Genomic DNA, 22,809 nt, shown 5'->3' with positions numbered 1-22,809 from the left:
CCGGTCAGCCGACGTACGGAGAACCATGAACCAGGTCCAGACCATCGCCGAGCGCACCGTCAACGCCCCGGTCGACCGGGTTCGCGCCGCCGTCGCCGACTACGCGGGCACCCGGTCGAAGATCCTCACCGGGCACTACAGCGACTACGCGGTCCAGTCGGGCGGCACCGGCGCGGGCACCGTCGCGCACTGGAAGCTGCGGGCCACGAAGAAGCGCGTCCGCGACTGCGTTGTCGAGGTCAGCGAGCCGCAGGCGGGCACCCTGGTCGAGGCCGACCGCAACTCCACCCTGATCACCACCTGGACCGTCGACGGCGCGGGCGAGACCAGCACCGTTCGGCTGGCGACCACCTGGGAGGGCGCGGGCGGCATCGGCGGCTTCTTCGAGCGCACCTTCGCCCCGGCAGGCCTGCGCCGCATCCACGACGAACTCCTGGCAAACCTGGCCGCCGAAGTCGAGCGGTGAGTTCGACCACTTCGGGAACAGTGTTTCGGCAGGTCGTGTTGATCACGAGTGCCGTGTCCGCCGACCAGGGAGCAACGCCGCGATGACCGCGCTGGAGATCCACCTCGCCGCCCGCCCCACGGGCAAGCCCACCCTCGACAACTTCGCCTTGGTCGAGGTGGCCGTCCCGGAGCCCGCGCCCGGTCAGGTCCTGGTCCGCAACCACGTGATGAGCGTCGACCCCTACATGCGCGGCCGGATGAACGACGTGAAGTCCTACGCGCCGCCGTTCGTGCTGGGCGCCCCGCTCACCGGTGCCGCGATAGGCGAGGTCGTGAAGTCCACTGTGGACTCCCTGCGGCCGGGTGACTTCGTGCTGCACGACTTCGGCTGGCGCGACTACGCCGTGGTCGATGCCCGGGGCGCGGTCAAGGTCGACCCGGACGCCGCGCCGCTGGGCGCCTACCTCGGGGTGCTCGGCATGACCGGGTTGACGGCGTATGTGGGCCTGCTCGACATCGCCGAGTTCCGCGAGGGCGACACGGTGTTCGTCTCCGCCGCCGCGGGTGCCGTCGGCGCGCAGGTCGGCCAGCTCGCCAAGCTGCGCGGCGCCAAGCGCGTCATCGGCAGCGCGGGCAGCGACGACAAGGTGCGCTACCTGCTTGACGAACTCGGCTTCGACGCGGCCTTCAACTACAAGTCCGCGCCCGTCGCCGAGCAGCTCGCGGCCGCCGCGCCCGAGGGCATCGACGTCTACTTCGACAACGTCGGCGGCGACCACCTGGAGGCCGCGATCTCGGCGATGAACCTGAACGGCCGGATCGCCGTCTGCGGGATGATCTCCATCTACAACGCCACGGAGCCGACCCCCGCGCCGCGCAACCTGTTCCAGTTCATCGGCAAGCGGCTCGCGATGCGCGGCTTCCTCGTGTTCGACCACTCGGCGCGTCGCTCGGACTTCGTGCGCGAGGTCGGCCCCTGGGTGCGCGACGGCACGCTGCGCTACACCGAGACGGTGGTCGAGGGCCTGCGCAACGCCCCGACCGCGTTCCTGGATCTGCTCGACGGCGCCAACACCGGCAAGATGCTGGTCACGCTGGTATGACCTAGCCGAGTGCCTGCATGAACGGCAGGAACAGCCGCTCGCGGTCGCCCGGCAGTGTTCGGTCGCCGTGCACCATGATCGAACACGCGAACGCGGGCTCGAACCCGTGGCCCGCGGCCCACTCGGCCAGGCCGGGACGGGAGTCGTCGAGGTCGAGTCGGACCTGGCCGTCGGTCTCGGCGGCCAGGTCGGCGATCAGGGCGCGGGCGTCGGTCTCGTCGGCGGCGATCACCGGGCCCACGATCGCGTACTCGGCGTCCCTGCCGCTGCGCCAGGTCGCGGCGAAGCCGGTGATCGCGCCGTCCCGCTCGACCACACGCAGGCGTTCGGCGTAGGCGGGTAACGCGCACAGGACGTGCGCGCGGTCGGCGCCGAACACCTCCGTGTCGAGCCGGATGATGCCGGGCAGGTCGGCGCTGGTCGCCGGTCGGGTCGTGCCGGGGGCGGTGCCGGTGAAGGTGCCGACGCGCGTGTCGGCCGCCGCGACCGCGCGGAAGCCGAGTTTGCGGTAGAGCGGACACCCGTCGGGCGTCGCGTAGAGGGTGATCGTGGCGTCTCCGGCGGCCTCGATGACGTGCCGCATGAGCCGGGTGCCCAGCCCGCGCCCGTCGTACCTGGCGGCGACCAGCACCATGCTGATCGCCGCCAGGTCGCCGAAGGTGGCCAGGATCGCCGCCGCGGCCAGCCCGCCCGCCGGGTCGGCGATCCCGTAGCCCTGGCCCACGCGTAGGAGGAACGTCCACTTGTCGTCCTCGTAGGGCCACTCGCGATCGCCCGCGAGCGTGAGGCAGGCGTCGAGATCCACTGTGGACAGTAGGTATGGGTCGGTGGTCGGCAGGGTGGGCAGGTCGCGGGTGTTCACCGCACGAGAATGCTCGGTGATCGCCGTTTCGGGCAATCGAATTACTCGAATGCACATTCTCAGAATTTCGTCAAACGGCTATCCCCACACCAAAGTGGCAATGACATCCACCCCAACCCCCACTAATCTCGAACTTGACCCCAGGAGGCCAACATGAAACCCATCACCCCACCGGCGATCCAGCTCAGAACACCACGGTCTTGTTGCCGTGCACCAGAATGCGGCTTTCCAGGTGCCAGCGCAGCCCGCGCGCCAGCACCACTTTCTCGATGTCGCGGCCTTTGCGCACCATGTCGGCCACGGAGTCGTCATGGTCCACCCGGATCACGTCCTGCTCGACGATCGGCCCCGCGTCCAACTCGGCGGTGACGTAATGGCAGGTCGCCCCGATCAGCTTCACCCCCCGCTTGTGCGCCTGGTGGTACGGGCGCGCCCCCACGAACGACGGAAGGAAACTGTGGTGGATATTCAGCGCGCGACCGGCCCAGTCCGCGCACAGTTCGGTCGGCAGCACCTGCATGAACCGCGCCAACACGATCGCGTCCGGCGAATTCGCGTCCACCAGTTGCCGCAACTGCGCGAACGCGGCCACCTTGCCTTCCGGGTCGGCCACCGGGAACGGCACATGGTGGAAGGGGATGCCGTGCGCCCGGGTGATGCTGGCGAGGTCGGTGTGGTTGCCGATCACCGCCCGGATGTCGATGTCCAGTTCGCTGCTGTGCACGCGGCCGAGCAGGTCGTAGAGGCAGTGCCCCTCCTTGGACACCAGGATCACCACGCGCCGTTTGGCCCCGGTGTCCACGATGCTCCAGTCCGACTGCCCGCTCAGCTCCCGCGCCACCAAGGCGAACCGCTTGCGCAGCTCCACCACGCCGTAGGGCAGCGAGTCGGCCCGGACCTCCTGGCGGGTGAAGAACCAGTTGGTGTCCGGGTCGGAGTGGTAGTCCGCCTCGACGATCCACCCGCCCGCCTCGGTCAGGAACCCGGCGATCTTCGCGACGATACCGGTCCGGTCCGGGCACCCCAGCTTGATCACATAGCGACGCTCATTGGACGGCACGCGGCAGATTGTCGCAGTCCGCCGCACGTCCGGCACTTGTCGCCACGTTCGGATGCTTCCGCCGCGCACGCACACCGGATGAAACCGGGCGGCCTGCGCGGTGCGCGAAAGGCAGGATGAGGCGTGCTGGTTGATCATTTTCCGCTCTCGGGGCTGCGGCTGCGAACGCCGCGGCTGGAGCTGCGCCTGCCCGCACCCGAGGAACTCGGGGCCTTGGCTGAGTTGGCGGTCGACGGTGTCCATTCGCCCGAGGTCATGCCGTTCCGCACGCCGTGGACCCAGCAGCCACCCGCCGATGTGGCCCGCAAGGTCGTCCAAGACCAGGGCCAGGGAATCGGCACCGAGATGCGAGCGGCCGTGCCGCATCTGGCATTCGCCGGACTGGACGCCGCCGAGGCGGTCTCCGCCGCGTTCGAGCGCAACATGTCGTCGCTGGTCGTCTCCCGCAAGTTCGGCTACCAACCCGACGGCATCGAGCGGTCTCGTGGTCCTCGACGAGCTGGTCATCGACCGCCGGATGCGCCTCACCCGCGCGGCATGGGAGCGGCACCGCACTGTCGCGGTCGCCATCGATGGACTCGCCCCGTGCCGCACCCTGTTCGGGCTCGACGCCGCGTAACCACAGATGGGCCGCATACCTCCGCAAATGGGGGCATCACGTGGCTTGTTCGGCGACCGCGCAAAAAGGTGTAGGGCAATTACGGTGGAGATGGTTGTAGTCCCCTCGATATCGCTGTCGTGCGGACTAGAGGAAGTGTGAAAAGGTGGCCAAAGTGCGGGCTAAGCGCTCGATGAAACCGGTGGCGAAGCGATTCGCCCTGGTGCTGACGGTCGTCATGGGCAGGTTCACCCTGTTCACCGGGACGGCCCAGGCGGCAAGCTAAGTACCCATTCCCAGCAACTACGTGTACGCCCCGAGTCGGGTATCTACCACGATTACTGCACCGGCCTCGCCCCGAACAAGCCCTACATCATCCTGGCCGACACCTACTACAACTTCGTCCGCGTGCTGGCGCCGTAGTCGTCCTGGCGCGGCAATGACCAGCCTGCCTGTCCTCGTGCGGTCGCCACACGAGGACAGGCTGTCGGCAACCACTAGTGGTCGTGACCACTAGATGAGCCGGGTGCGGGCGTACTCGGCCATGGCCGCGCGGAGGAACTCCGCCAGGCGGGGGTCGGTCTTGTCGAAGTTCGCGCGGAACCTCGGGTCGTCCGCGTACAGGTCACCGAGACCGGTGTAGGACTCCCGGTTCGGGGTCCAGAACCCCAGCAGCCACTGGTGGTGGCCGCGCACGGTCTCCTGGACCTCCGCGTCCCGCGGGCTCCGGCCCGCCTCGATGTGGGCGACGAGGGCGTGGAGGGAGTCGGCCCAGACCTTGCCCTGGTCCTGCCACCAGTCCTTGCCCTTGTCCTTGACTCGGGCGCTGGCGGCGTCCACCGCGTCCGCGCCCCAGCGCTCGCGGGCCTCCTGCTGGAGTTGCTCCTGCTTGGCGGAGTCGAACCCCTCGAACCACTCTTCTGCCGACTTGGTCGTCATGTTGTCACCTCCTTCCACCTCATCGATCGTCCTGGAGACGGTCCTGGCCAGTTGGTCGAACCGGTCGCGTTCGGCGAGCAGCCACCGGTGGTGCATGCGCAGCGCCGCCACCTTGTCGCGCCCGTCGTGCACGATTTCGGCGATGGCGTCGAGGCCGAGGCCCAGCTCACGCAGGACCAGGATCTGTTGCAACCGCAGCAACTGCTCGCGCTCGTAGTACCGGTAGCCGTTGCCGCCGACCGACGCCGGGCGCAGCAGCCCGATGTCGTCGTAGTGCCGCAGCGTTCGCGACGTCACCTTCGACATCCGGGCCACCTGTGCGATCGACCAGGCCATCGTCCCGTCTCCTCCGGGCCGGTCCGTCCGACCCGATGTCCACGGTAGAAGTTGACGCAACGTCAAAGTCAAGCGCTGACCGAACTCCAGCCCAACGTGACTTCGCCGAGCCGCCAGCGCTTGCGGGTGTCCAGGACCGGCCAGCCCCCGGCCGCGAGCAGCCGCACGGCCTCCACCCAGCGCGCCCGGGGCCCGAACGGCGCGAACGGGGCCGCGGTCGCCCAGCACGCGTCGAGCGCGGTGAGCAGGTCGTGCACGCGTTCGCCGGGGACGTTGCGGTGGATCAGCGCCTTCGGGAGGCGCTCGGCCAGGTCGGACGGGCGCTCCAGCCCGGCGGGCAGACACGCCAGGGTGATCGTGCGCGGGCCGTCGGCGTCCAGGGTCACCCAGGTGCAGCGCCTGCCGATCTCGTCGCAGGTGCCCTCGACCAGCAGGCCGCCGGGGGCGAGCCGGTCGAGCATCGTGGCCCACGCCGACGCGGACTCCGCCTCGGGGTACTGCCGCAGCACGTTGAACGCGCGCAGCAGCACCGGCCGCGCGCCCGCCAGTTCGAAACCGCCGCGCCGGAAGTCCAGCCTCGGCGGGTCGGCGACGGGCCTGGCGGCCTCGACTCGCGCCGGGTCGATCTCCAGACCGAGCACCCGGACGTCGGCGCGCACCGCCCGCAGCCGCGCGGCCAGTTCGACCGTGGTGATCGGCGTGGCGCCATAGCCGAGATCGACGACCAGGGGGTCCGCGGCGCCGGTCAGCGCCGCGCGGACCTGGGGGGAGCCGACCAGCCACCGGTCGACGCGGCGCAGTCGGTTCGGGTTCGTGGTGCCTCGGGTCGGCGCGCCGAGCGCCCGCGCCCGGCCCGCGGCCAGCCGGGCCACGCGGTCAGCGGCCGTGCTCGGCCAGCCACTTGGCGGCGAACTCGGCCTCGGCGGCCAGCAGCTTGCCGACCTGCTCGGCGATCACGGCCTCGATCTTGCCGCCGAACAGCGGGATGCGGACCTTCACCTCGGCGGCCGTGGTCAAGTCGCTGCCCACGGCGGTGTCGGTGAGCCGGACGCGGCCCTTGATGTCGCCGGGCACGCCGGAGACGGTGGCGCTCGTCGTGCCTGCGAACGCGGCGCCGTCGGGCCGCCAGGACTCCGTGCGCTCGACCACGAGGTCGTCCTTGATCACCGACCGGGCCGCGGACGGCAGCAGCGCGTTGTCGAGGCCCTGACGCAGCTTGTAGGTCACGGTGCCACCCTCGGCCGAGTACGCGACCAGCGCGGCGCCCTTGCCGCCCAGCACGCGCAGGCGCTCGTCGAGAAATGCCCGGTCGATGAGCGAGGAGTGCACGGTCGACGCGGGTGCGGCGAACTCGGCACGGTGCTCGATGCGGCTTCCCATGGCCAGGAGGTTACCGTTGGCGCCCGTGACGGGCCTCCCCCTCGGCGCCGACGTGCGCGCCTGCGTACCGCTCAGCGGCTACACGACGCTGCGGCTCGGCGGACCCGCGGCCACCTTCGTGGCCGCCGCGACCGCCGCCGAGGTGGTCGACGCGGTCCGCGCCGCCGATGCGGACAGCGCGCCCCTGCTGGTCCTCGGCGGCGGATCCAACCTGGTCGTGGGCGACCTCGGGTTCGACGGCACAGTGGTGCGGGTGGCCAACCGCGGCAGCAAGATCGACTGCGTGGCCCCGGGCCGGGTCCAGCTCACCGTCGAGGCGGGGGAGGACTGGGACACGGTCGTGGCGGGCACCGTCGAGGCCGGTCTCGGCGGGCTGGAGTGCCTCTCGGGCATCCCCGGCCTGGTCGGCGCGACCCCGGTGCAGAACGTCGGCGCGTACGGCGTCGAGGTCGCCCAGGTCCTGGTCTCGGTCGACCTGCTCGACCGGGCGACCGGCGAGGTGCGCACGCTCGACGTGTCCGAACTCGGCCTGGGCTACCGCACGAGCGTGCTCAAGAACACCGACCGCGCCGTGGTCCTGCGGGCGCGGTTCGAGCTGGTCGACGACGGCCTGTCCACCCCGGTCCGCTACACCGAGCTGGCCCGCGCGCTCGGCGTGCGCCAGGACGAGCGGGTGCCGGTGGCCGCCGCGCGGGAGGCGGTGCTGGCGCTGCGCCGGGGCAAGGGCATGGTGCTCGACCCGGCCGACCACGACACGTGGAGCGCGGGCTCGTTCTTCACCAACCCGATCGTTCTCGACGCCGCGCTGGACGAGGTGCTGGCCCGGATCGTCGCGCGGGTGGGCCCGGATGTGGCCGTGCCGCGCTACCCGGCGAGCCCCGGCGCGTCGAAGCTGTCGGCGGCGTGGCTGATCGAGCGGGCGGGCTTCGGCAAGGGCCACGCGGGCCCCGGCGGCCGCGTGGCGCTGTCCGACAAGCACACGCTCGCCCTGACCAACCGCGGCGACGCCACCACCGCCGACCTGCTGGCCCTGGCCCTGGAGGTCCGCGACGGCGTCCGGGCCACGTTCGGCGTCGACCTGCACCCGGAGCCGGTGCTGGTCAACTGCACTCTCTAGTCCCGGTGGGCGCGGGTGGCTGAGGCTTGTGCGCGGGGCTTGAGCACGATCTGGTCCAGGTTCACGTGCGGCGGCCGGGTGACCGCGAACGTGATCACGTCGGCCACGTCGTCGGCGGTGAGCGGCTCGATGCCCGCGTAGACGCCTGCCGCGCGCTCGGCGTCGCCGTCGAAGCGGGTCACCGAGAACTCGGTCTCCACCATGCCCGGCAGGATCTCGGTGAACCGCACCGGCTCGCCGAGGTGCTCACCGCGCAGGGTGCGGTGCAGGGCCGACTGGGCGTGCTTGGCCGAGGTGTAGCCCGCGCCGCCGTCGTAGACCTCGTAGGCGGCTATCGAGGTCATGGTCACCACGTGCCCGTTGCCCGAGGCGACGAGTTTCGGCAGCAGCGCCTTGGTGATCCGCAGGGTGCCCAGCACGTTGGTCTCCCACATCCACCGCCAGTGCGCCTCGTCGGCGGTGTCGACGCGGTCGAGGCCGCGGGCGCCGCCTGCGTTGTTCACCAGCACGTGGCACGCTGGTATCTGGGCACAGAACGCCTCGACCGACCCGGCGTCGGTCACGTCCAGCTCGATGGCCCGGCCGCCCGTCTCGGCCGCGACCTCGCCGAGCCGGTCCAGCCGCCGGGCGCCGAGGACGACGCCGAACCCGGCCGCAGCCAACCGCCGGGCGGTCGCCGCCCCGATGCCCGCGCTCGCTCCGGTCACTACCGCAATGGGGTTCGTCACGGCACCGATCCTCCCTTTCGACTGAACCGAACCTCCGCCGAGGTCGTTATGAGCACTGTCACACTCGGTCCGGCCGCACCCCGTCGCCGCCCGCACGTCCTCATCAGTGGGGACTCGACTCGACTTCGGAGGTTCACGGTGAGACGCACAGGGCGCGGAACACGGACGACCGGCCTGCTCGGGGCCTTCCTCCTGGTCTTCGCGCTGCTCGCCGCGTGTACGTCGGAGACCGGCGGGTTGCCGGGCGGCGGTGGACAGGCCCAGGACGCCCCGCCGAAGGCCAAGCTGACCGCGGTCCCGGTCGCCGATGCCACCGAGGTGCCGGTGTCCGAGCCGGTCAAGGTCGCCGTCACCGAGGGCGCCATCGACTCGGTCGAGCTGACCAACGCCGACGGTAAGGCCATCGCGGGCAAGGTCGCCGCCGACAAGCTGAGCTGGACCTCGTCGGAGGTGCTCGGCTACGGCAAGTCCTACACCTACACGGCTGCCGCGACCGGTGTCGACGGCAAGAAGGTCGAGCTCAAGGGCTCCTTCACCACCCTCAAGCCCGCGAAGACGCCGCGCGCCACGATCAACCCGGCCGACGACGCGCAGGTCGGCGTGGCCATGCCGATCAGCATCAAGTTCCCGGAGGGCAAGGTCACCGACAAGGCGACCGTGCAGAAGGCGCTCAAGGTCGACACGTCGGTGCCGGTCGAGGGCTCGTGGGCCTGGCTCAACGACCAGCAGGTCGACTGGCGGCCCAAGGTGTACTGGCCCGAGGGCACCAAGGTCACGGTCACCGCGTCGCTCTACGGCCTGGCCTACGGCGGCGGCGCCTACGGCAAGTCCGACCTGAGCACCAGGTTCACCATCAGCCGCAACCAGGTCGTGAAGATCAACACGCCCGACCACGAGATGAACGTCTACCGCGACGGCAAGCTGTTCGCGAGCTACCCGTCGAGCAACGGCAAGGACGCCGACCCGAACCTGAACACGCCCAACGGCACCATGATCGTGATGCAGAAGGACCCGATCGGCGACTTCTCCAATCCGCAGTACGGCTACACCAACGTCAAGAAGAAGTGGGCCGTCCGGTTCTCCAACCACGGCGAGTTCATCCACGAGAACGAGGAGAACCGCGCCAACATCGGCAAGGCGAACACCTCGCACGGCTGTGTGAACCTGTTCGAGGCCGACGCCAAGGCGTACTTCGACAGCGCGCTGATCGGCGACCCGATCGAGGTCACGGGCTCCGCGGCGAACATGCCCACCACCTCCGACGTGTTCGACTGGCTGATCTCGTGGAGCCAGTGGCAGAAGATGTCGGCGCTGTAGTGCGCCGGTCGGTTCGCGGCGCGGGTGGTGTCCGGCTCGCGGTGCGCACCGCGGGCGACCCGGCGCAGCCGCCGATCGTGTTCGTGCACGGCTGGGCGCAGTCCGCGCTGGTGTGGTCGGCGCAGTTCGCCGACCCGGACCTGGCCGCCGCGCACCACCTGCTCGCGGTAGACCTGCGCGGTCACGGGGAATCGGACGTGCCCGCGGACGGCTACGCCGACCCGGCGGTGTGGGCGGCCGACCTCGCCGCCGTGCTCGACTTTGCCCAGGCGCCCGCGGTGGTTGTCGGCTGGTCCTACGGCGGTCTGGTCGTCACCGACTACGTGCGTGAGCGCGGGTGTGCGGCGTTGGCCGGGATCGTGCTGGTCGGCGCGTTGACCGAGATCGGCCGCGACCGCCCGGGCGGGGCTATCGGCGCGCTCATGCGCGGTGCGCTCCCGGCGGCGCTCTCCGAAGACCCGGCGGTCGCTATCCCGGCCGTCACCGCGCTCACCGTGGGCATGACAGCCGAGCCCGGGTCGGGCATGGACGTGCAGCACCGGGTCGGGGCCACCCTGCTGGTGCCGCCGCGGGTGCGCAAAGCCCTGTTCAAGCGGGACATCGGCAGCGCGGAGGTGCTCGCGGGCATCACCGTGCCGACGCTGGTCGCGCACGGCACGGAGGACACCGTGGTCGACCCGAGCGCGGCCGAGTACGCGGTCGGGAAGATTCCGGGGGCGTCGGCGCGTTGGTTTCCCGGTGTGGGGCACATGCCCTTCGCCGAACGCGCCGACGAGTTCAACCGCGCCCTCCGCGAGGACGGGGCGGGCCGGAAGGAGTGAACGTGGTGCCTCCGACCCTGCTGCGGCGACCGCGCCGGGTGGCCGTCCTGTCGGTCCACACGTCCCCGCTCGAACAGCCCGGAACGGGCGACGCGGGCGGCATGAACGTCTACATCACCGAGACCGCCACCCGGATGGCCCGCCGCGGCATCGCCGTGGAGGTGTTCACCCGGGCCACCGCGTCCGACCTGCCCCCGGTCGCCGAGTTGGCGCCGGGGGTTCTGGTGCGGCACGTGTCGGCGGGCCCGTTCGAGGGGCTGGAGCGCTCGGAGTTACCCGCGCAGCTCTGCGGGTTCACCGCGGGCGTGCTGCGCGCCGAGGCCCGGCACGAGCCCGGCCACTACGACCTCGTGCACTCGCACTACTGGCTGTCCGGCCAGGTCGGCTGGCTGGTCCGGGACCGCTGGGGGGTGCCGCTGGTGCACACCGCGCACACCCTGGCCAAGGTCAAGAACGCCGCGCTGGCCGTTGGCGACACGCCCGAGCCGCGCGTGCGGGTGATCGGTGAGCAGCAGGTGGTGGACGAGGCCGACCGGCTGACCGCGAACACCGATGTCGAGGCCCGCCAGCTTGTCGACCTCTACGGCGCCGATCCCGACAAGGTCCACGTGATCGCCCCCGGCGTCGATCTCGACCGCTTCCGCCCCGGCGACCGGCACGCCGCGCGCCGCGGGCTGGGGATCGCGCCGGACGCGACGGTGTTCGCGTTCGTCGGCCGGATCCAGCCGCTCAAGGCGCCCGACGTGCTGCTGCGGGCCACCGCCGAGCTGCTCGCCCGGGGCGACGTGCCGCGCGACCGGCTCGTGGTGCTGGTCGCGGGCGGTCCGTCCGGGTCGGGGCTCGACCAGCCCGCCGCCCTGCAAGACCTGGCCGTCGCCCTGGACATCACCGACGTCGTGCGTTTCCTGCCGCCGCAGTCCGGCGACGCGCTGGCCGCGGTCTACCGGGCCGCCGACGTGGTGGCCGTGCCCAGCCACAACGAGAGCTTCGGCTTGGTCGCCCTGGAGGCGCAGGCGTGCGGCACGCCCGTGGTGGCCGCCGCTGTCGGCGGGCTGCCGGTCGCGGTCGCCGACGGGGAGTCCGGGCTGCTGGTCGACGGCCACGCCGCCGCCGACTGGGCCGACGCCCTCTCCCACCTGGCCCTGCGCCCGGGGCTGCGCGTCGAGCTGGGCGTGGGTGCCGTCGAGCACGCCAGGGCCTTCTCCTGGGAGCGCACCACCGACGCGCTCGTCGCGGGCTACGTCGAGGCGGGACACGCGCTGCGGTACTCCCTCGCGCGTGCTGAGGTTGCGGTGTGAACACGCTGGACGAGGTCATCAAAGCCGCGCTGGACGAGGGGGAGCTGACCTACGAGCACCCGGAGCCGGGGCGCTTCCACGTCACGCTGCCCGGCACGAAGAAGCAGCAGACCAACTGCTGGCTGATCGTCGGCAACCACGCGCTGGTGGTGGAGGCGTTCGTCTGCCGCAAGCCCGACGAGGCGCACGAAGAGGTGTACCGCTTCCTGTTGCGCCGCAACGCCAAGCTCTACGGCGTGCACTACACGATCGACCGGGCGGGCGACATCTACCTGCTCGGCAGGGTCGGCCTCGGCGCGGTCACCGCCGCCGAGCTGGACAAGTTGCTCGGCCAGGTGCTGGAGGCTGCGGACGGCGACTTCAACACCCTGCTGGAGATCGGCTTCGCCACCGCGATCCGCCGCGAGTGGGACTGGCGCAGCTCGCGCGGCGAGTCGCTGGCCAACCTCAAGGCGTTCGAGCACCTGCTCGAACCCGCACAACGGCGCCGTGTCTCAGACGAGGCCGACTCGTGACCGCCCCCTCGCAACGCCCCGCCGGTCCCGGCACGTCTGCTGTGCAGGAGAACGGGAACCTGGAGGGGTCATGCGCACGTACCACCGGAGAGTTCGCTTAGCCGGGCTGCTGTTGCTCGCCGTCGCGGCGGTCGGGACGACCGCCGCCTGCGGCTCGTCCGAGTCGAGTTCGACGGCCGCGTACGACGTCGGCGCCCCGGCCGTCGCGCCGCAGACGCCCGGCGCCCGCAACGGGGCAGGCGACGGGGCCACGTCGGGCGGCAGCGGCCGTGACCCCGCCGCCACCGAGTCGAAAGCGCAGGAGGTCAACCAGCCCGGCGTCGACCGCAAGCTGGTGCGCACCGCGAGCCTGGACATCACCGCACCCGATCTGCTCGACACCGCGGGCCGGGCGCGCGCGGCCGTGGTCGGCGCGGGCGGGTACTCCGGGCAGGAGCAGGTCGGCGAGCGGAACGCGACGCTGACCCTGTACGTGCCCTCGGACCGGTTCGACGCGGTGCTCGGGGAACTCGAACGGTTCGGCAAGGTCACCTCGCGCACGCAGAACGCGCAGGACGTCACCGAGCAGGTGGTCGATGTGGAAAGCCGCGTCCTGACCCAGCGGGCCAGCCTGGAGCGGGTGCGCGCACTGCTCGGGAGGGCGACCGGGATCGCCGAGATCGTGCAGATCGAGTCCGAGGTGACCAGGCGCGAGGCCGACCTGGAATCGCTGCTCAAGCGGCGGGAGGCGCTCGCGGGCAGCGTGGCCATGTCCACGGTGACGCTGCGGATCAGCCTCGGCGGCCCGGCCCCGGCGCCGGTCGAGGACGACGACACCTTCCTCGACGCGCTGGCGGCAGGCTGGTCGGCGTTCCTGGCCGCGGGCGGCTTCGTGCTGCGGCTGGTCGGCACGGTGTTGCCGTTCGCGGTGGTGCTGGGGGTGCCCGCGGTGCTGGTGTGGCGTTGGCGGCGCGGTCGGCCTGCGCCCGTGGTGGTGCGGCCCGCCGAGTGAAGCCGAGCGCGGGGCGGTTCGAGCGAGGGGGGAGTCGCGTATTCGAACCGCCCCGCGTCAGTCCCTCCGTAACCCCGTGGCGGGGGGCACCCGGGGTCCGGGCGGGATGTGCGGCTCGGCAGGGGAGTCGAGCCGCATGGCTCACACTGGATCAGGGAGTGCGTGGGAGCTGATCCAATGCGGCAGAAGCCAACTTGTCAGATGGTGGACAGGTGCACAAGAGCAGGTAATCGCCCGATCGAGGAAACTGCGCACATTTGGTAACAATTAGGTCACGGAATTTCATGATTCGGCAACTATCCGTCGGTCTAGTTCGAGTCGGCGGGGCGAGGACGCCCGGTCGGGTGAACTCGGCCGGCCCGCCGCGCCTGTGGATGGTTTCGGCGGGCGGTCGGGGCCATCTGGCAGGCTCACCGCCATGGCCATCGGAACCTTGGTGCTGCTCCGCCACGGCGAGAGTGTGTGGAACGCCCAGAACCTGTTCACCGGCTGGGTGGACGTCGACCTGACGGAGAACGGCGTCGCCGAGGCGACCCGCGGCGGCGTGCTGCTGCGCGAGGCCGGGGTGCTTCCCGACGTCGTGCACACGTCCCTGCAACGGCGGGCCATCTCCACCGCGAACCTGGCCCTCGACGCCGCCGACCGGCACTGGATTCCGGTCAAGCGCGACTGGCGCCTCAACGAACGGCACTACGGCGCGCTCCAGGGCAAGAACAAGAAGCAGACCCTGGCGGAGTTCGGCGAGGAGCAGTTCATGCTCTGGCGCCGCTCGTACGACACCCCGCCGCCGCCCATCGAGCCGGGCAGCGAGTTCAGCCAGGACGCCGACCCCCGCTACGCCGGTCTCGGCGACGCCCTCCCGCTCACCGAGTGCCTCAAGGACGTGGTGGCGCGGATCATGCCGTACTGGGAGAGCGAGGTGGTGCCCGATCTGCGGGCGGGCGCCAACGTTCTGATCGCCGCCCACGGCAACTCGCTGCGCGCGCTGGCCAAGCACCTGGACGACATCTCGGACGAGGCCATCGCGGGCCTGAACATCCCGACCGGCATCCCGCTGCGCTACGACCTCGATGACGACCTGCGCCCACGCGACCCGGGCGGCAGCTACCTCGACCCGGTGGCCGCCGAGGCCGCCATCGGCAAGGTCGCCAACCAGGGCCGCTGAGAGCCCGGCCGCGGTCCGCCGGGGGTCCGCGCCCCGCGACAAGGCAGGCCGCGCGGAGGCTCTACCAGCCACGTCCGGGACGCTTGGGTTACCCGCCGGTAGGACACGGAAGGGTGAACGAGGACTGGCCAGGCCGCGAACAAGCGGCCGGATCGATGTCAGCACCGTCACTGAACGGCGGGGCGGGCTGGTCCAAACCCCTCCCCACCTGCCTACGATCCTGTCCGTGGCCGCCCCGGTCTATCTCACGCTGTCGCTCGGCACCCTGCTGATCGGCCTGCTCGTCGGTTTCCTGATCGGCCGATCCCGGCCCAGGTCAACCGGTCGCAGGCCGGTGGGGCCGACCGTGTCCGAACTCCTGCAACGGCTCGTGCACTCGTCGCGGACCAGTGTCATCGTGCTCAACCGGTTCGGCGACGTGGTGATCCACAACCCGAGATCCCAGGAGCTCGGCCTGGTGCGCAACCACCAGGTGGACGACCGCGCCCGCAAGGCGGCGGAGGTCGTCCGGGAGACCGGCGACCCCATCGAGATCGACCTGTCGCCGCTGGAGTCGCGCGGCGGTCGCACGCCGGAGGCGGTGCTCGGCGAGGTCCGGCCGCTCGGCGACGGGTTCACCGTGGTCGACGCCGACGACCAGTCCGACGCCGTGCGCCTGGAGGCGACCCGGCGCGACTTCGTGGCCAACGTCAGCCACGAGCTCAAGACCCCGGTCGGCGCGATGGCGCTGCTCGCCGAGGCCGTGCTGGACGCCGCGGACGATCCGGTCGAGGTGCGCCGGTTCACCGCCAAGATCCTGCGCGAGGGCACCCGCCTGGGGACGCTGGTGACCGAGCTGATCGCGCTGTCCCGGCTCCAAGGCGCCGAACGGCTGCCGGAGATGCACACCGTCCAGGTCGACGCCGTGGTGCGGGAGGCGCTCGGGCGCGCGCAGCTCGTCATGGAGTCCACCGGTATCGCGGTCACCACCGACGACGCGAGCGGGCTGCTGGTCGAGGGCGACCGGACGCTGCTGGTCACCGCCCTGTCGAACCTGCTGGAGAACGCCCTGGCCTACTCGCCGCCGGGGAGCCCGGTGTCGGTGAGCAGGCGCCTGGTCGACGGCTTCATCGAGATCGCGGTGACCGACCGCGGCATCGGGATCGCCGAGGAGGAGCAGCAGCGCGTGTTCGAGCGGTTCTACCGCGTCGACAAGGCGCGCTCGCGGGCGACCGGCGGCACCGGCCTGGGCCTGGCCATCGTCAAGCACGTCGCCGCCAACCACGGCGGCACCGTCAAGCTGTGGAGCAAGCCAGGGCTCGGCTCCACCTTCACCCTGCGCATTCCCGCGCACCTGGACGTCCCGGCGGTCGCCGGCGCGGACAACCCGAACGGGGCGGAGCTCACCAGGGTGGGCGCCCGGATGGCCATCAGCCCGTCCACCGCACCGACAGCACCGTCGAGGTCCGACGGCGCCGGTTCCGATCATGGAGGAATGGCATGACGAGAGTGCTGATCGTCGAGGACGAGGAGTCCTTCGCCGACCCGCTTGCCTTCCTGCTGCGCAAGGAGGGTTTCACTGCCGCGGTGGCCGCGACCGGCCAGCAGGCGCTGGAGGAGTTCGACCGCAACGGCGCCGACATCGTGCTGCTCGACCTGATGCTGCCCGGCATGAGCGGCACCGACGTGTGCAAGGCGCTGCGCCAGCGCTCGACCGTGCCGGTGATCATGGTCACCGCCCGGGACAGCGAGATCGACAAGGTCGTCGGCCTGGAGTTGGGCGCGGACGATTACGTCACCAAGCCGTACTCGGCGCGCGAGTTGATCGCCCGGGTGCGGGCCGTGCTGCGCCGCGGCGGGGAGGCGGGCGCCGACGGCGAGCTGCTGCCGCAGGTGCTGGCCGCGGGCCCGGTGCGGATGGACGTCGAGCGGCACGTGGTGACCGTCGACGGCGAGGACGTGCCGCTGCCGCTCAAGGAGTTCGACCTGCTGGAGTACCTGCTGCGCAACGTCGGCCGGGTGCTCACCCGCGGCCAGCTCATCGACCGGGTGTGGGGCGCGGACTACGTCGGCGACACCAAGACCCTCGACGTGCACGTCAAGCGGTTGCGCTCGAAGATCGAGCCCGACCCGGCCTCGCCGCGGCACCTGGTCACCGTCCGCGGCCTGGGTTACAAGTTCGAGTCCTGATCGACACCGGGTACGGTTCACGCCGTGCGTCTCGGTGTGCTGGACGTCGGCTCCAATACCGTCCACCTGCTGGTGGTGGACGCGCATCGTGGTGCCCACCCGACGCCTGCGCGCTCGGAGAAGACCGTGCTGCGGCTGGCGGAGCGGATCACCCGCTCCGGGCAGCTCTCGAAGGTCGGCGCGGACGAACTTGTCCGCACGGTGGCCGCGGCGAGGGATTCCTCGGTGCGGCTGGGTTGCGCGGACCTGATGGCGTTCGCCACTTCCGCGGTGCGCGAGGCCGGGAACTCCACCGCGGTGCTGCGCCGGGTCGCCAAGGAGACCGGGGTGGAGCTGAAGGTTCTCTCCGGTGAGGACGAGGCCCGCTACACCTTCCTCGCCGCCCGCCGCTGGTACGGGTGGTCCGCGGGGAACCTGCTGGTCGTCGACATCGGCGGCGGCTCGCTGGAGATCGCCGCGGGCATCGATGAGAACCCCGATTTCGCCTGGTCGCTCCCGCTGGGCGCGGGCAGGCTGACCCGGACCCGGTTCCGCACCGACCCGCCGAGTCGCGACGAGGTCGAGGAGACCGGGGAGTGGCTGGCCGAGCAGTTGGCGCCGGTGGCGAAGAACATGGCGAAGGCCGGCCCGCCGGACCGCGTGGTGGCGACGTCGAAGACGTTCCGCACGCTCGCCCGGCTGACCGGCGCGGCGCCGTCCTCGGCGGGCCCGCGGGTGCGCCGGACGCTCACCGACACCGCGCTGAGCCAGCTCATCGCGTTCATTTCGCGGATGTCCGCGGCGGATCTGGCCCAACTGGAGGGTGTCAGCCCGAGCCGGGCGCACCAGCTCGTGGCGGGCGCGCTTGTGGCGCAGGCCACTATGCGAGCGTTGTCACTGCCGGAACTGGAGATCGGGCCGTGGGCGTTGCGGGAGGGCGTGATCCTGCGGCGGCTGGACCAGACGAACGCCGAGGACCACACTGTCTCCTCGGACTGACATGACCGGGATCGAACTTGACCGGGCGGACACCGATCCGGTGCCGCCCGCGGAGCGTGCCGGCACTGGACGGATCGGCCAGCACGGGGCACGGTGGAGTGGATGAGCCAAGAAGGCGGGTCGGAGCGCACACAGCGCACCGTGGCGGAGTTGCTGGCCAAATACGGCGGCAACTCGGGCGAGAACGCACCCAGGCGACGGCGCCGCAGGCCCGACGACGTCTCGGAGACCGCCCCCCAGGCGATCATCGAGCGGGTCATGTCGGACAGCGGCAAGATGCTGCCGATCCGCGAGGACCAGGCGCCGCACGAGCGCGCGTCGCACCGGCAGGGCCGTCCGCAGCCGCCGCCCATGCCGCCCCGGCGCCCCGCCCCGGGGCGCGACGGCACTGATGCGCTGGCGGAGCCGCCGCGCAGGCCGCCGCCCGCGGGTCGGGACGCCACGGAGTCGATCGCCGAGCCGCCGCGCAGACCGGCCCCGTCGCCCGTCGCCCGGCTCGACGTGCCCGAACCGCAGGCCGACCTGCGCCGCCAGCCGCTTCCCGCACGGCAGGACACCCCGGAACCGCTCACCGAGCAGATCCCGCGGGTGCCCGCCGTTGTCGACCCGCGCGGGCCCGCCGTCGACGCGCCCGATCCCGCCGAGCCCCCCGCCGGGCTGGGCAAGGGGCCGCGCCGCGCGCCGCTGTTGCCCCGGCGCGCGCCCGGCACCTCGCGCCGACCCGCGCCGCCGCAGACTTCGCAGCGACTCCCAGTGCCGCCGCCACAGCCGTCGCAGCCGCTGCCCGTCCCGGTGGTGCCGCAGCCGTCGCAGCAGCTTCCCGCGCCCGGTGAGGCGCCCGTACGGCCGCGCCCGGGATTCCCGCCCAACCGGCAGCCCGCGGAGTTCCCCGGCGACGCGTCGGAGACGGCCATCGACCCGCGGGGTGCCCCGGCGGAGTTCCATGAGGAGTTCGAGGGCTTCGACAAGAAGGCCGCGACCCGGTTCGGGGACTACCAGGCCCACGACGACTACGCCGACGAGCGCGACAGCGTCGCGGTCCGGGACGACCGCGACGACTTCGACTTGGACGACGACCGGGACGACCTGGACGAACTCGATGACCTGGACGAACTCGATGACTTGGACGAAGACGACGAGGACGAAGACGAGGAGGCCGCCGAGGGGTCGGTGGGCCGCGAGTGGCTCATCATGGCCGGGCAGCTCGCCCTGGGCGTGGTCGGCGGCGCCGCGGTCTGGCTGGGCTTCAACTGGCTGTGGGGCTTCCTGCCCGCCGCCGCGCTGATCGCCGCTGTCGTCGTGATCGTCGGCATGGTGCTCATCGTGCGCAAGATCCGCCGCGCCGAGGATTTGCAGACGACCGTGCTGGCCGTGCTGGTCGGCCTGGTGGTCACGGTTTCGCCCGCCGCGCTGTTGCTGCTCGGACGTTGACCGCGATCCCGGTCGGGCTGTCCACCGCCTCGGTGTGGCCGCAGACCGCGGCGACCGCGTTCGCCCTGGCCGCCGACCTGGGCTACGACGGCCTGGAGATCATGGTCTGGGCCGACCCGCTGAGCCAGGACGTGCCCGCGCTGCGCCGCCGCTCGGTGCGGATGGGTATCCCGATCATGGCCGTGCACGCGCCCTGTCTGCTGATCACGCAGCGGATCTGGTCGCCCGACCCGGAGACCCGGCTGCGCCGCTCGGTGGAGGCCGCGCAGGACTTGGGCGCGCCGACCGTGGTGGTGCATCCGCCGTTCCGGTGGCAGCGCCGCTACGCCGACTCGTTCGCCGATCTGGTCGCCGAGTTGGAGGATGCCACCGGGGTGGCCGTGGCGGTGGAGAACATGTTCCCGGTGCGCCGGGGGTTGGGGCCGCGGTCGGTGGAGATGTCGGCGTTCCGCCCGTCCATCGACCCCACCGACGTCGGGCACCGCAACTACACCCTCGACCTGTCGCACACCTCCGCCGCCCACGTCGACGCGATGGAGTTGTTCAAGCGGATGGGTACGGGCCTCACCCACGTGCACCTCGCGGACGGCCGGGGGCTGCCCAAGGACGAGCATCTCGTACCCGGGCGCGGCGACGAGCCGTGTGCCGAGCTGTGCGAGGCGCTGGCCGCGCAGGGGTTCGCGGGCCAGGTCGTGCTGGAGATCAACACCCGGCGCGCGAAAGGTCCCGCCGACCGGGCGAAAGACCTGGCCGAGGCGTTGCTGTTCGCCCGGCTCAACCTGGGGATAAGCATGGGAAGGTAGGACGACCGGACGGCGGTCGGTCGGTGTCAGCCCGGGACGTACAGTCTGCGGCGTGAACCCGTTGCGTTCGTTGATTCTGGCCGCCGCGCGGAACGGCGCCATCCGCCGGGTGGTGGCGACCGCGCCCGTCAGCCGGGACGTGGTCCGCCGGTTCGTGGCCGGGGAGACCACCGAGGATGCCGTCGCCACGACGCGGCGGCTGGTCGAGTCCGGTCTCACCGTCACCCTCGACTATCTCGGCGAGGACACCACCGACAGCACCCTGGCCGAGGCCACCGTGCGGGCGTATCTGGAGCTGCTCGACCGGCTGCGCGCCGAGGGCCTGGCCGACCGGGCCGAGGTGAGCGTCAAGTTGTCGGCTGTCGGCCAACTCTTGGACGAGCGGCTCGCGCTGGACAACGCGAGCCGCGTCTGCCGCGCGGCGGAGACGGCGGGCACGACGGTGACCCTCGACATGGAGGACCACACCACCACGGACTCCACGCTGCGCATCCTCGCCGAGCTGCGCCGCACCTGGCCGTGGGTGGGTGCGGTGCTCCAGGCATATCTGCGCCGCACGCTGGACGACGTCGGGCGCCTGGCCGCGGAGGGTTCGCGGGTCCGGCTGTGCAAGGGCGCCTACAAGGAGCCGGACACGGTTGCCTTCGCGGACGCGGGCGAGGTCGACCGCGGCTATGTCCGCTGCGTCAACGCGCTGCTCGCGGGTGACGGCTATCCGATGTTCGCCACGCACGACCCCCGGCTGGTGCGGATCATCAGCGAGCGCGCGGAGGCGCACGAGCGCAAGCCGGGCAGTTTCGAGTTCCAGATGCTCTACGGGATCCGCCCGGACGAACAGCTCCGTCTGGCCCAGCTAGGTCACACCGTGCGGGTCTACCTCCCCTACGGCGGCGAATGGTACGGATACCTCATGCGCAGAATGGCCGAGCGGCCCGCGAACACGACTTTCTTCCTTCGTGCCCTGATGAGCCGGAACTGAGCGCCCGGCGTGGGGCGTATTGCCGATCGCGCGGCCCCGGCGTGGCAGGCTGTCGCTCATGAGTAGTGCTGCTGGACACGGCGACGTGCGGACTGGCGGGCAGCCACCCGCGGGCGGGGCGTTCGCCGCTGCGGCCAGGGTGCGACCGTTGGGGGACGGCACGTTCGCCGCCGACCTCCCGGCCACCTGGACCGTGGGGGGCAAGCCGCACGGCGGATTTCTGCTCGCCCTGTTGGCCAAGGCGGCCGTGGCGACGCACAGCGGGTCCGGTGCGCCGCTGGTCGACCCGCTCGCGGTGAGCGCGCAGTTCCTCCGCCCGCCCGCGGTCGGCCCGGTGCTGTTGCGCGCCGACGTGCGCAAGTCCGGCAGACGCACCACTGTCGTGTCCGTCCACTTGGAACAGAGTGGGCGGGCGTGCGTGGAGGGTGTGGTCACCACCGGCAGGCTGCCGCGCGAGCGGGCCGCCTGGTCCGACCTGCCCAACCAGCCCGCCGAGCCGCCGGGCAACGCCATCGATCTGGCCACGCTGCCCTCGGCCGCGGTGTTCCGGCTGACGGAGGTGTGCGACATCCGGCTCGACCCGAACGGCGCGGGCTTCCTGCACGGCCACATCGGCGACCCGCTGCGGCTGCGGCTGTGGGTGCGCCCGCGCGGCGAGCAGGCCGACCCGCTGTTCACGCTGATCGCGGGCGACGTCTCGATGCCGGTGACGTTCAACCTCGGCAGGCTCGGCTGGTCGCCGACGGTCCAGTTGACCGCGCACCTGCGCTCGCGCCCGGCGCCGGGCTGGCTGCGGGTGCAGGTGGAGTCCAAGGCCGTGCACGGCATGTGGTTCGACTCGGATGCCACGGTGGTCGACTCGACCGGTCGGCTGGTCTGCCAGGCGCGCCAGCTCGCGTTGTCCGCGATCGGGTGACGGGCGCTGTTAGCTTGGCGGCATGACTGAGGCGAAGGCGCGGCCCACGGTCGCCGTGCTCGGGGCGGGCAAGATCGGCGAGGCGCTGCTGTCCGGGCTGCTGCACGGCGGCAGGCGGGCCGATGAGCTGCTGTTCACCGAGCGCTACCCGGAGCGGTCGGCCGAGCTGACCGGCACCTACGGCATCCGCTCGACCGATGTCCCCACCGCGGCCAAGATCGCCGACGTGCTGATCGTCGCGGTCAAGCCGCAGGACATCGAGCCGCTGCTGGACGAGCTGGCCCCGGTCGTGGACACCGACACGCTCGTGGTGTCGCTCTGCGCGGGCCTGCCGACCGCGCTGTTCGAGCGCAGGCTGGCCGCGGGTGTGCCGGTGGTGCGGGTCATGCCGAACACGCCGATGCTGGTCGGCGAGGCCATGAGCGCCATCTCGCCCGGCAAGCACGCGGGGGCCGAGCACCTGGCGATCGTCGAGGAGCTGCTCGGCATGGTCGGCAAGGTCGTGCGGGTGCCGGAGTCGCAGCAGGACGCGGTGACCGCGCTGTCCGGGTCCGGTCCGGCGTACTTCTTCTTCCTGGTCGAGGCCATGATCGACGCGGGCATCCTGCTCGGCCTGCCGCGCGCGGTGGCCGAGAAGCTGATCATCCAGTCCGCCGTGGGCGCGGCGGCGATGCTGGTCGAGACCGGCGAGCACCCGGTGATCCTGCGCGAGGCCGTCACCTCGCCCGCGGGCACCACGATCATGGCGATCCGGGAGTTGGAGCGGCACGGGGTCCGCGCGGCGCTCATCGCCGCGATCGAGGCCGCCCGCGACCGGTCCCGCGAGCTGGGGCAGGCCCACGAGCCGGGCTGAGCC

The 22,809-nt window shown here is 71.7% G+C and carries 24 protein-coding genes; 18 read left to right on the top strand and 6 right to left on the bottom strand.

Features of this window, described 5'->3' with window-relative positions; genetic code table 11:
- Positions 1-25: 25 nt before the first annotated feature.
- Together ACT4N7_RS12230 and ACT4N7_RS12225 are read left to right on the top strand one after the other, a co-directional pair.
- Entirely contained in the window at positions 26-466 is a 441-nt protein-coding gene (locus ACT4N7_RS12230; protein ID WP_444828786.1) for an SRPBCC family protein, read from the top strand.
- Positions 467-548: 82 nt separating this feature from the next.
- On the top strand, positions 549-1,550 hold the full coding sequence (locus ACT4N7_RS12225) for an NADP-dependent oxidoreductase (protein ID WP_444828785.1): 1,002 nt from the start codon (positions 549-551) through the stop codon (positions 1,548-1,550).
- Between the two features lies 1 nt (position 1,551).
- Here the strand turns inward: ACT4N7_RS12225 and ACT4N7_RS12220 are convergent, their stop codons facing one another.
- Both ACT4N7_RS12220 and purU read right to left on the bottom strand, forming a co-directional pair.
- Positions 1,552-2,412 carry a GNAT family N-acetyltransferase gene (locus ACT4N7_RS12220; RefSeq protein ID WP_444828784.1) on the bottom strand — a complete coding sequence of 287 codons (861 nt, stop codon included), beginning with the start codon at positions 2,410-2,412 and terminating at the stop codon, positions 1,552-1,554.
- Between the two features lie 184 nt (positions 2,413-2,596).
- A complete protein-coding gene (gene purU / locus ACT4N7_RS12215; RefSeq protein WP_444828783.1) occupies positions 2,597-3,472 on the bottom strand; it encodes a formyltetrahydrofolate deformylase in 876 nt (291 codons plus the stop codon).
- A gap of 484 nt (positions 3,473-3,956) precedes the next feature.
- On the opposite strand from purU, the gene ACT4N7_RS12210 reads away from it, so the two are divergent.
- Positions 3,957-4,091 (top strand): hypothetical protein, encoded by a 135-nt coding sequence (locus ACT4N7_RS12210; protein ID WP_444828782.1) that lies wholly within the window; start codon positions 3,957-3,959, stop codon positions 4,089-4,091.
- A 492-nt stretch (positions 4,092-4,583) separates the two neighbouring features.
- On the opposite strand, the gene ACT4N7_RS12205 is transcribed toward ACT4N7_RS12210, so the two are convergent.
- From ACT4N7_RS12205 to ACT4N7_RS12195, 3 genes are all read right to left on the bottom strand, one after another.
- Entirely contained in the window at positions 4,584-5,345 is a 762-nt protein-coding gene (locus ACT4N7_RS12205) for a MerR family transcriptional regulator (RefSeq protein ID WP_444828781.1), read from the bottom strand.
- A 68-nt stretch (positions 5,346-5,413) separates the two neighbouring features.
- Complete coding sequence (locus ACT4N7_RS12200; RefSeq protein ID WP_444828780.1) at positions 5,414-6,217, bottom strand: class I SAM-dependent methyltransferase; 804 nt, start codon at positions 6,215-6,217, stop codon at positions 5,414-5,416.
- Positions 6,218-6,221: 4 nt separating this feature from the next.
- Positions 6,222-6,725: a DUF2505 domain-containing protein gene (locus ACT4N7_RS12195; protein WP_444828779.1), complete on the bottom strand. Its 504-nt coding sequence runs from the start codon at positions 6,723-6,725 to the stop codon at positions 6,222-6,224.
- A 25-nt stretch (positions 6,726-6,750) separates the two neighbouring features.
- On the opposite strand from ACT4N7_RS12195, the gene ACT4N7_RS12190 reads away from it, so the two are divergent.
- The gene (locus ACT4N7_RS12190; protein WP_444828778.1) at positions 6,751-7,842 is read left to right on the top strand and encodes a UDP-N-acetylmuramate dehydrogenase; all 1,092 of its coding nucleotides are present in this window, start codon (positions 6,751-6,753) and stop codon (positions 7,840-7,842) included.
- On the opposite strand, the gene ACT4N7_RS12185 is transcribed toward ACT4N7_RS12190, so the two are convergent.
- The gene (locus ACT4N7_RS12185) at positions 7,839-8,570 is read right to left on the bottom strand and encodes an SDR family NAD(P)-dependent oxidoreductase (protein ID WP_444828777.1); all 732 of its coding nucleotides are present in this window, start codon (positions 8,568-8,570) and stop codon (positions 7,839-7,841) included. The genes ACT4N7_RS12190 and ACT4N7_RS12185 overlap by 4 nt on opposite strands.
- Positions 8,571-8,744: 174 nt before the next feature.
- Between ACT4N7_RS12185 and ACT4N7_RS12180 the strand changes: the two genes are divergently transcribed.
- The 14 genes from ACT4N7_RS12180 to proC all read left to right on the top strand — a co-directional run bounded on the left by ACT4N7_RS12180 (position 8,745) and on the right by proC (position 22,806).
- Positions 8,745-9,887 carry a L,D-transpeptidase gene (locus ACT4N7_RS12180; protein WP_444828941.1) on the top strand — a complete coding sequence of 381 codons (1,143 nt, stop codon included), beginning with the start codon at positions 8,745-8,747 and terminating at the stop codon, positions 9,885-9,887.
- A complete protein-coding gene (locus tag ACT4N7_RS12175; RefSeq protein ID WP_444828940.1) occupies positions 9,887-10,708 on the top strand; it encodes an alpha/beta fold hydrolase in 822 nt (273 codons plus the stop codon). Before ACT4N7_RS12180 ends, ACT4N7_RS12175 begins: the two co-directional genes overlap by 1 nt.
- A gap of 2 nt (positions 10,709-10,710) precedes the next feature.
- On the top strand, positions 10,711-12,006 hold the full coding sequence (gene mshA / locus ACT4N7_RS12170; RefSeq protein WP_444828776.1) for a D-inositol-3-phosphate glycosyltransferase: 1,296 nt from the start codon (positions 10,711-10,713) through the stop codon (positions 12,004-12,006).
- On the top strand, positions 12,003-12,521 hold the full coding sequence (locus ACT4N7_RS12165) for a YbjN domain-containing protein (RefSeq protein ID WP_444828775.1): 519 nt from the start codon (positions 12,003-12,005) through the stop codon (positions 12,519-12,521). The genes mshA and ACT4N7_RS12165 overlap by 4 nt, the downstream gene beginning before the upstream one ends.
- A gap of 70 nt (positions 12,522-12,591) precedes the next feature.
- Positions 12,592-13,512: a DUF4349 domain-containing protein gene (locus tag ACT4N7_RS12160; protein WP_444828774.1), complete on the top strand. Its 921-nt coding sequence runs from the start codon at positions 12,592-12,594 to the stop codon at positions 13,510-13,512.
- Between the two features lie 418 nt (positions 13,513-13,930).
- The gene (locus ACT4N7_RS12155) at positions 13,931-14,677 is read left to right on the top strand and encodes a phosphoglyceromutase (RefSeq protein WP_444828773.1); all 747 of its coding nucleotides are present in this window, start codon (positions 13,931-13,933) and stop codon (positions 14,675-14,677) included.
- A 226-nt stretch (positions 14,678-14,903) separates the two neighbouring features.
- Positions 14,904-16,160 carry a sensor histidine kinase gene (locus ACT4N7_RS12150; RefSeq protein ID WP_444828772.1) on the top strand — a complete coding sequence of 419 codons (1,257 nt, stop codon included), beginning with the start codon at positions 14,904-14,906 and terminating at the stop codon, positions 16,158-16,160.
- The gene (locus ACT4N7_RS12145) at positions 16,157-16,846 is read left to right on the top strand and encodes a response regulator (RefSeq protein WP_444828771.1); all 690 of its coding nucleotides are present in this window, start codon (positions 16,157-16,159) and stop codon (positions 16,844-16,846) included. The genes ACT4N7_RS12150 and ACT4N7_RS12145 overlap by 4 nt, the downstream gene beginning before the upstream one ends.
- Positions 16,847-16,870: 24 nt before the next feature.
- Positions 16,871-17,824: a Ppx/GppA phosphatase family protein gene (locus ACT4N7_RS12140; protein ID WP_444828770.1), complete on the top strand. Its 954-nt coding sequence runs from the start codon at positions 16,871-16,873 to the stop codon at positions 17,822-17,824.
- A gap of 102 nt (positions 17,825-17,926) precedes the next feature.
- Complete coding sequence (locus ACT4N7_RS12135; RefSeq protein ID WP_444828769.1) at positions 17,927-19,255, top strand: hypothetical protein; 1,329 nt, start codon at positions 17,927-17,929, stop codon at positions 19,253-19,255.
- Positions 19,252-20,058, top strand: coding sequence for a sugar phosphate isomerase/epimerase family protein (locus ACT4N7_RS12130; protein ID WP_444828768.1), 807 nt, complete (start codon positions 19,252-19,254; stop codon positions 20,056-20,058). The genes ACT4N7_RS12135 and ACT4N7_RS12130 overlap by 4 nt, the downstream gene beginning before the upstream one ends.
- A gap of 52 nt (positions 20,059-20,110) precedes the next feature.
- Positions 20,111-21,037 carry a proline dehydrogenase family protein gene (locus ACT4N7_RS12125; protein ID WP_444828767.1) on the top strand — a complete coding sequence of 309 codons (927 nt, stop codon included), beginning with the start codon at positions 20,111-20,113 and terminating at the stop codon, positions 21,035-21,037.
- 58 nt (positions 21,038-21,095) lie between these two features.
- Positions 21,096-21,953 carry a thioesterase family protein gene (locus tag ACT4N7_RS12120; RefSeq protein WP_444828766.1) on the top strand — a complete coding sequence of 286 codons (858 nt, stop codon included), beginning with the start codon at positions 21,096-21,098 and terminating at the stop codon, positions 21,951-21,953.
- Positions 21,954-21,975: 22 nt separating this feature from the next.
- The gene (gene proC / locus ACT4N7_RS12115; RefSeq protein WP_444828765.1) at positions 21,976-22,806 is read left to right on the top strand and encodes a pyrroline-5-carboxylate reductase; all 831 of its coding nucleotides are present in this window, start codon (positions 21,976-21,978) and stop codon (positions 22,804-22,806) included.
- The last annotated feature ends 3 nt before the right edge of the window (positions 22,807-22,809 follow it).

The sequence above is a fragment of the Actinokineospora sp. genome, assembly GCF_052390155.1.
In the GTDB taxonomy this organism is placed as follows: domain Bacteria; phylum Actinomycetota; class Actinomycetes; order Mycobacteriales; family Pseudonocardiaceae; genus Actinokineospora.
Note: the sequence above shows the minus strand (reverse complement) of the source record. Positions and strands in the feature narration are given on the sequence as shown.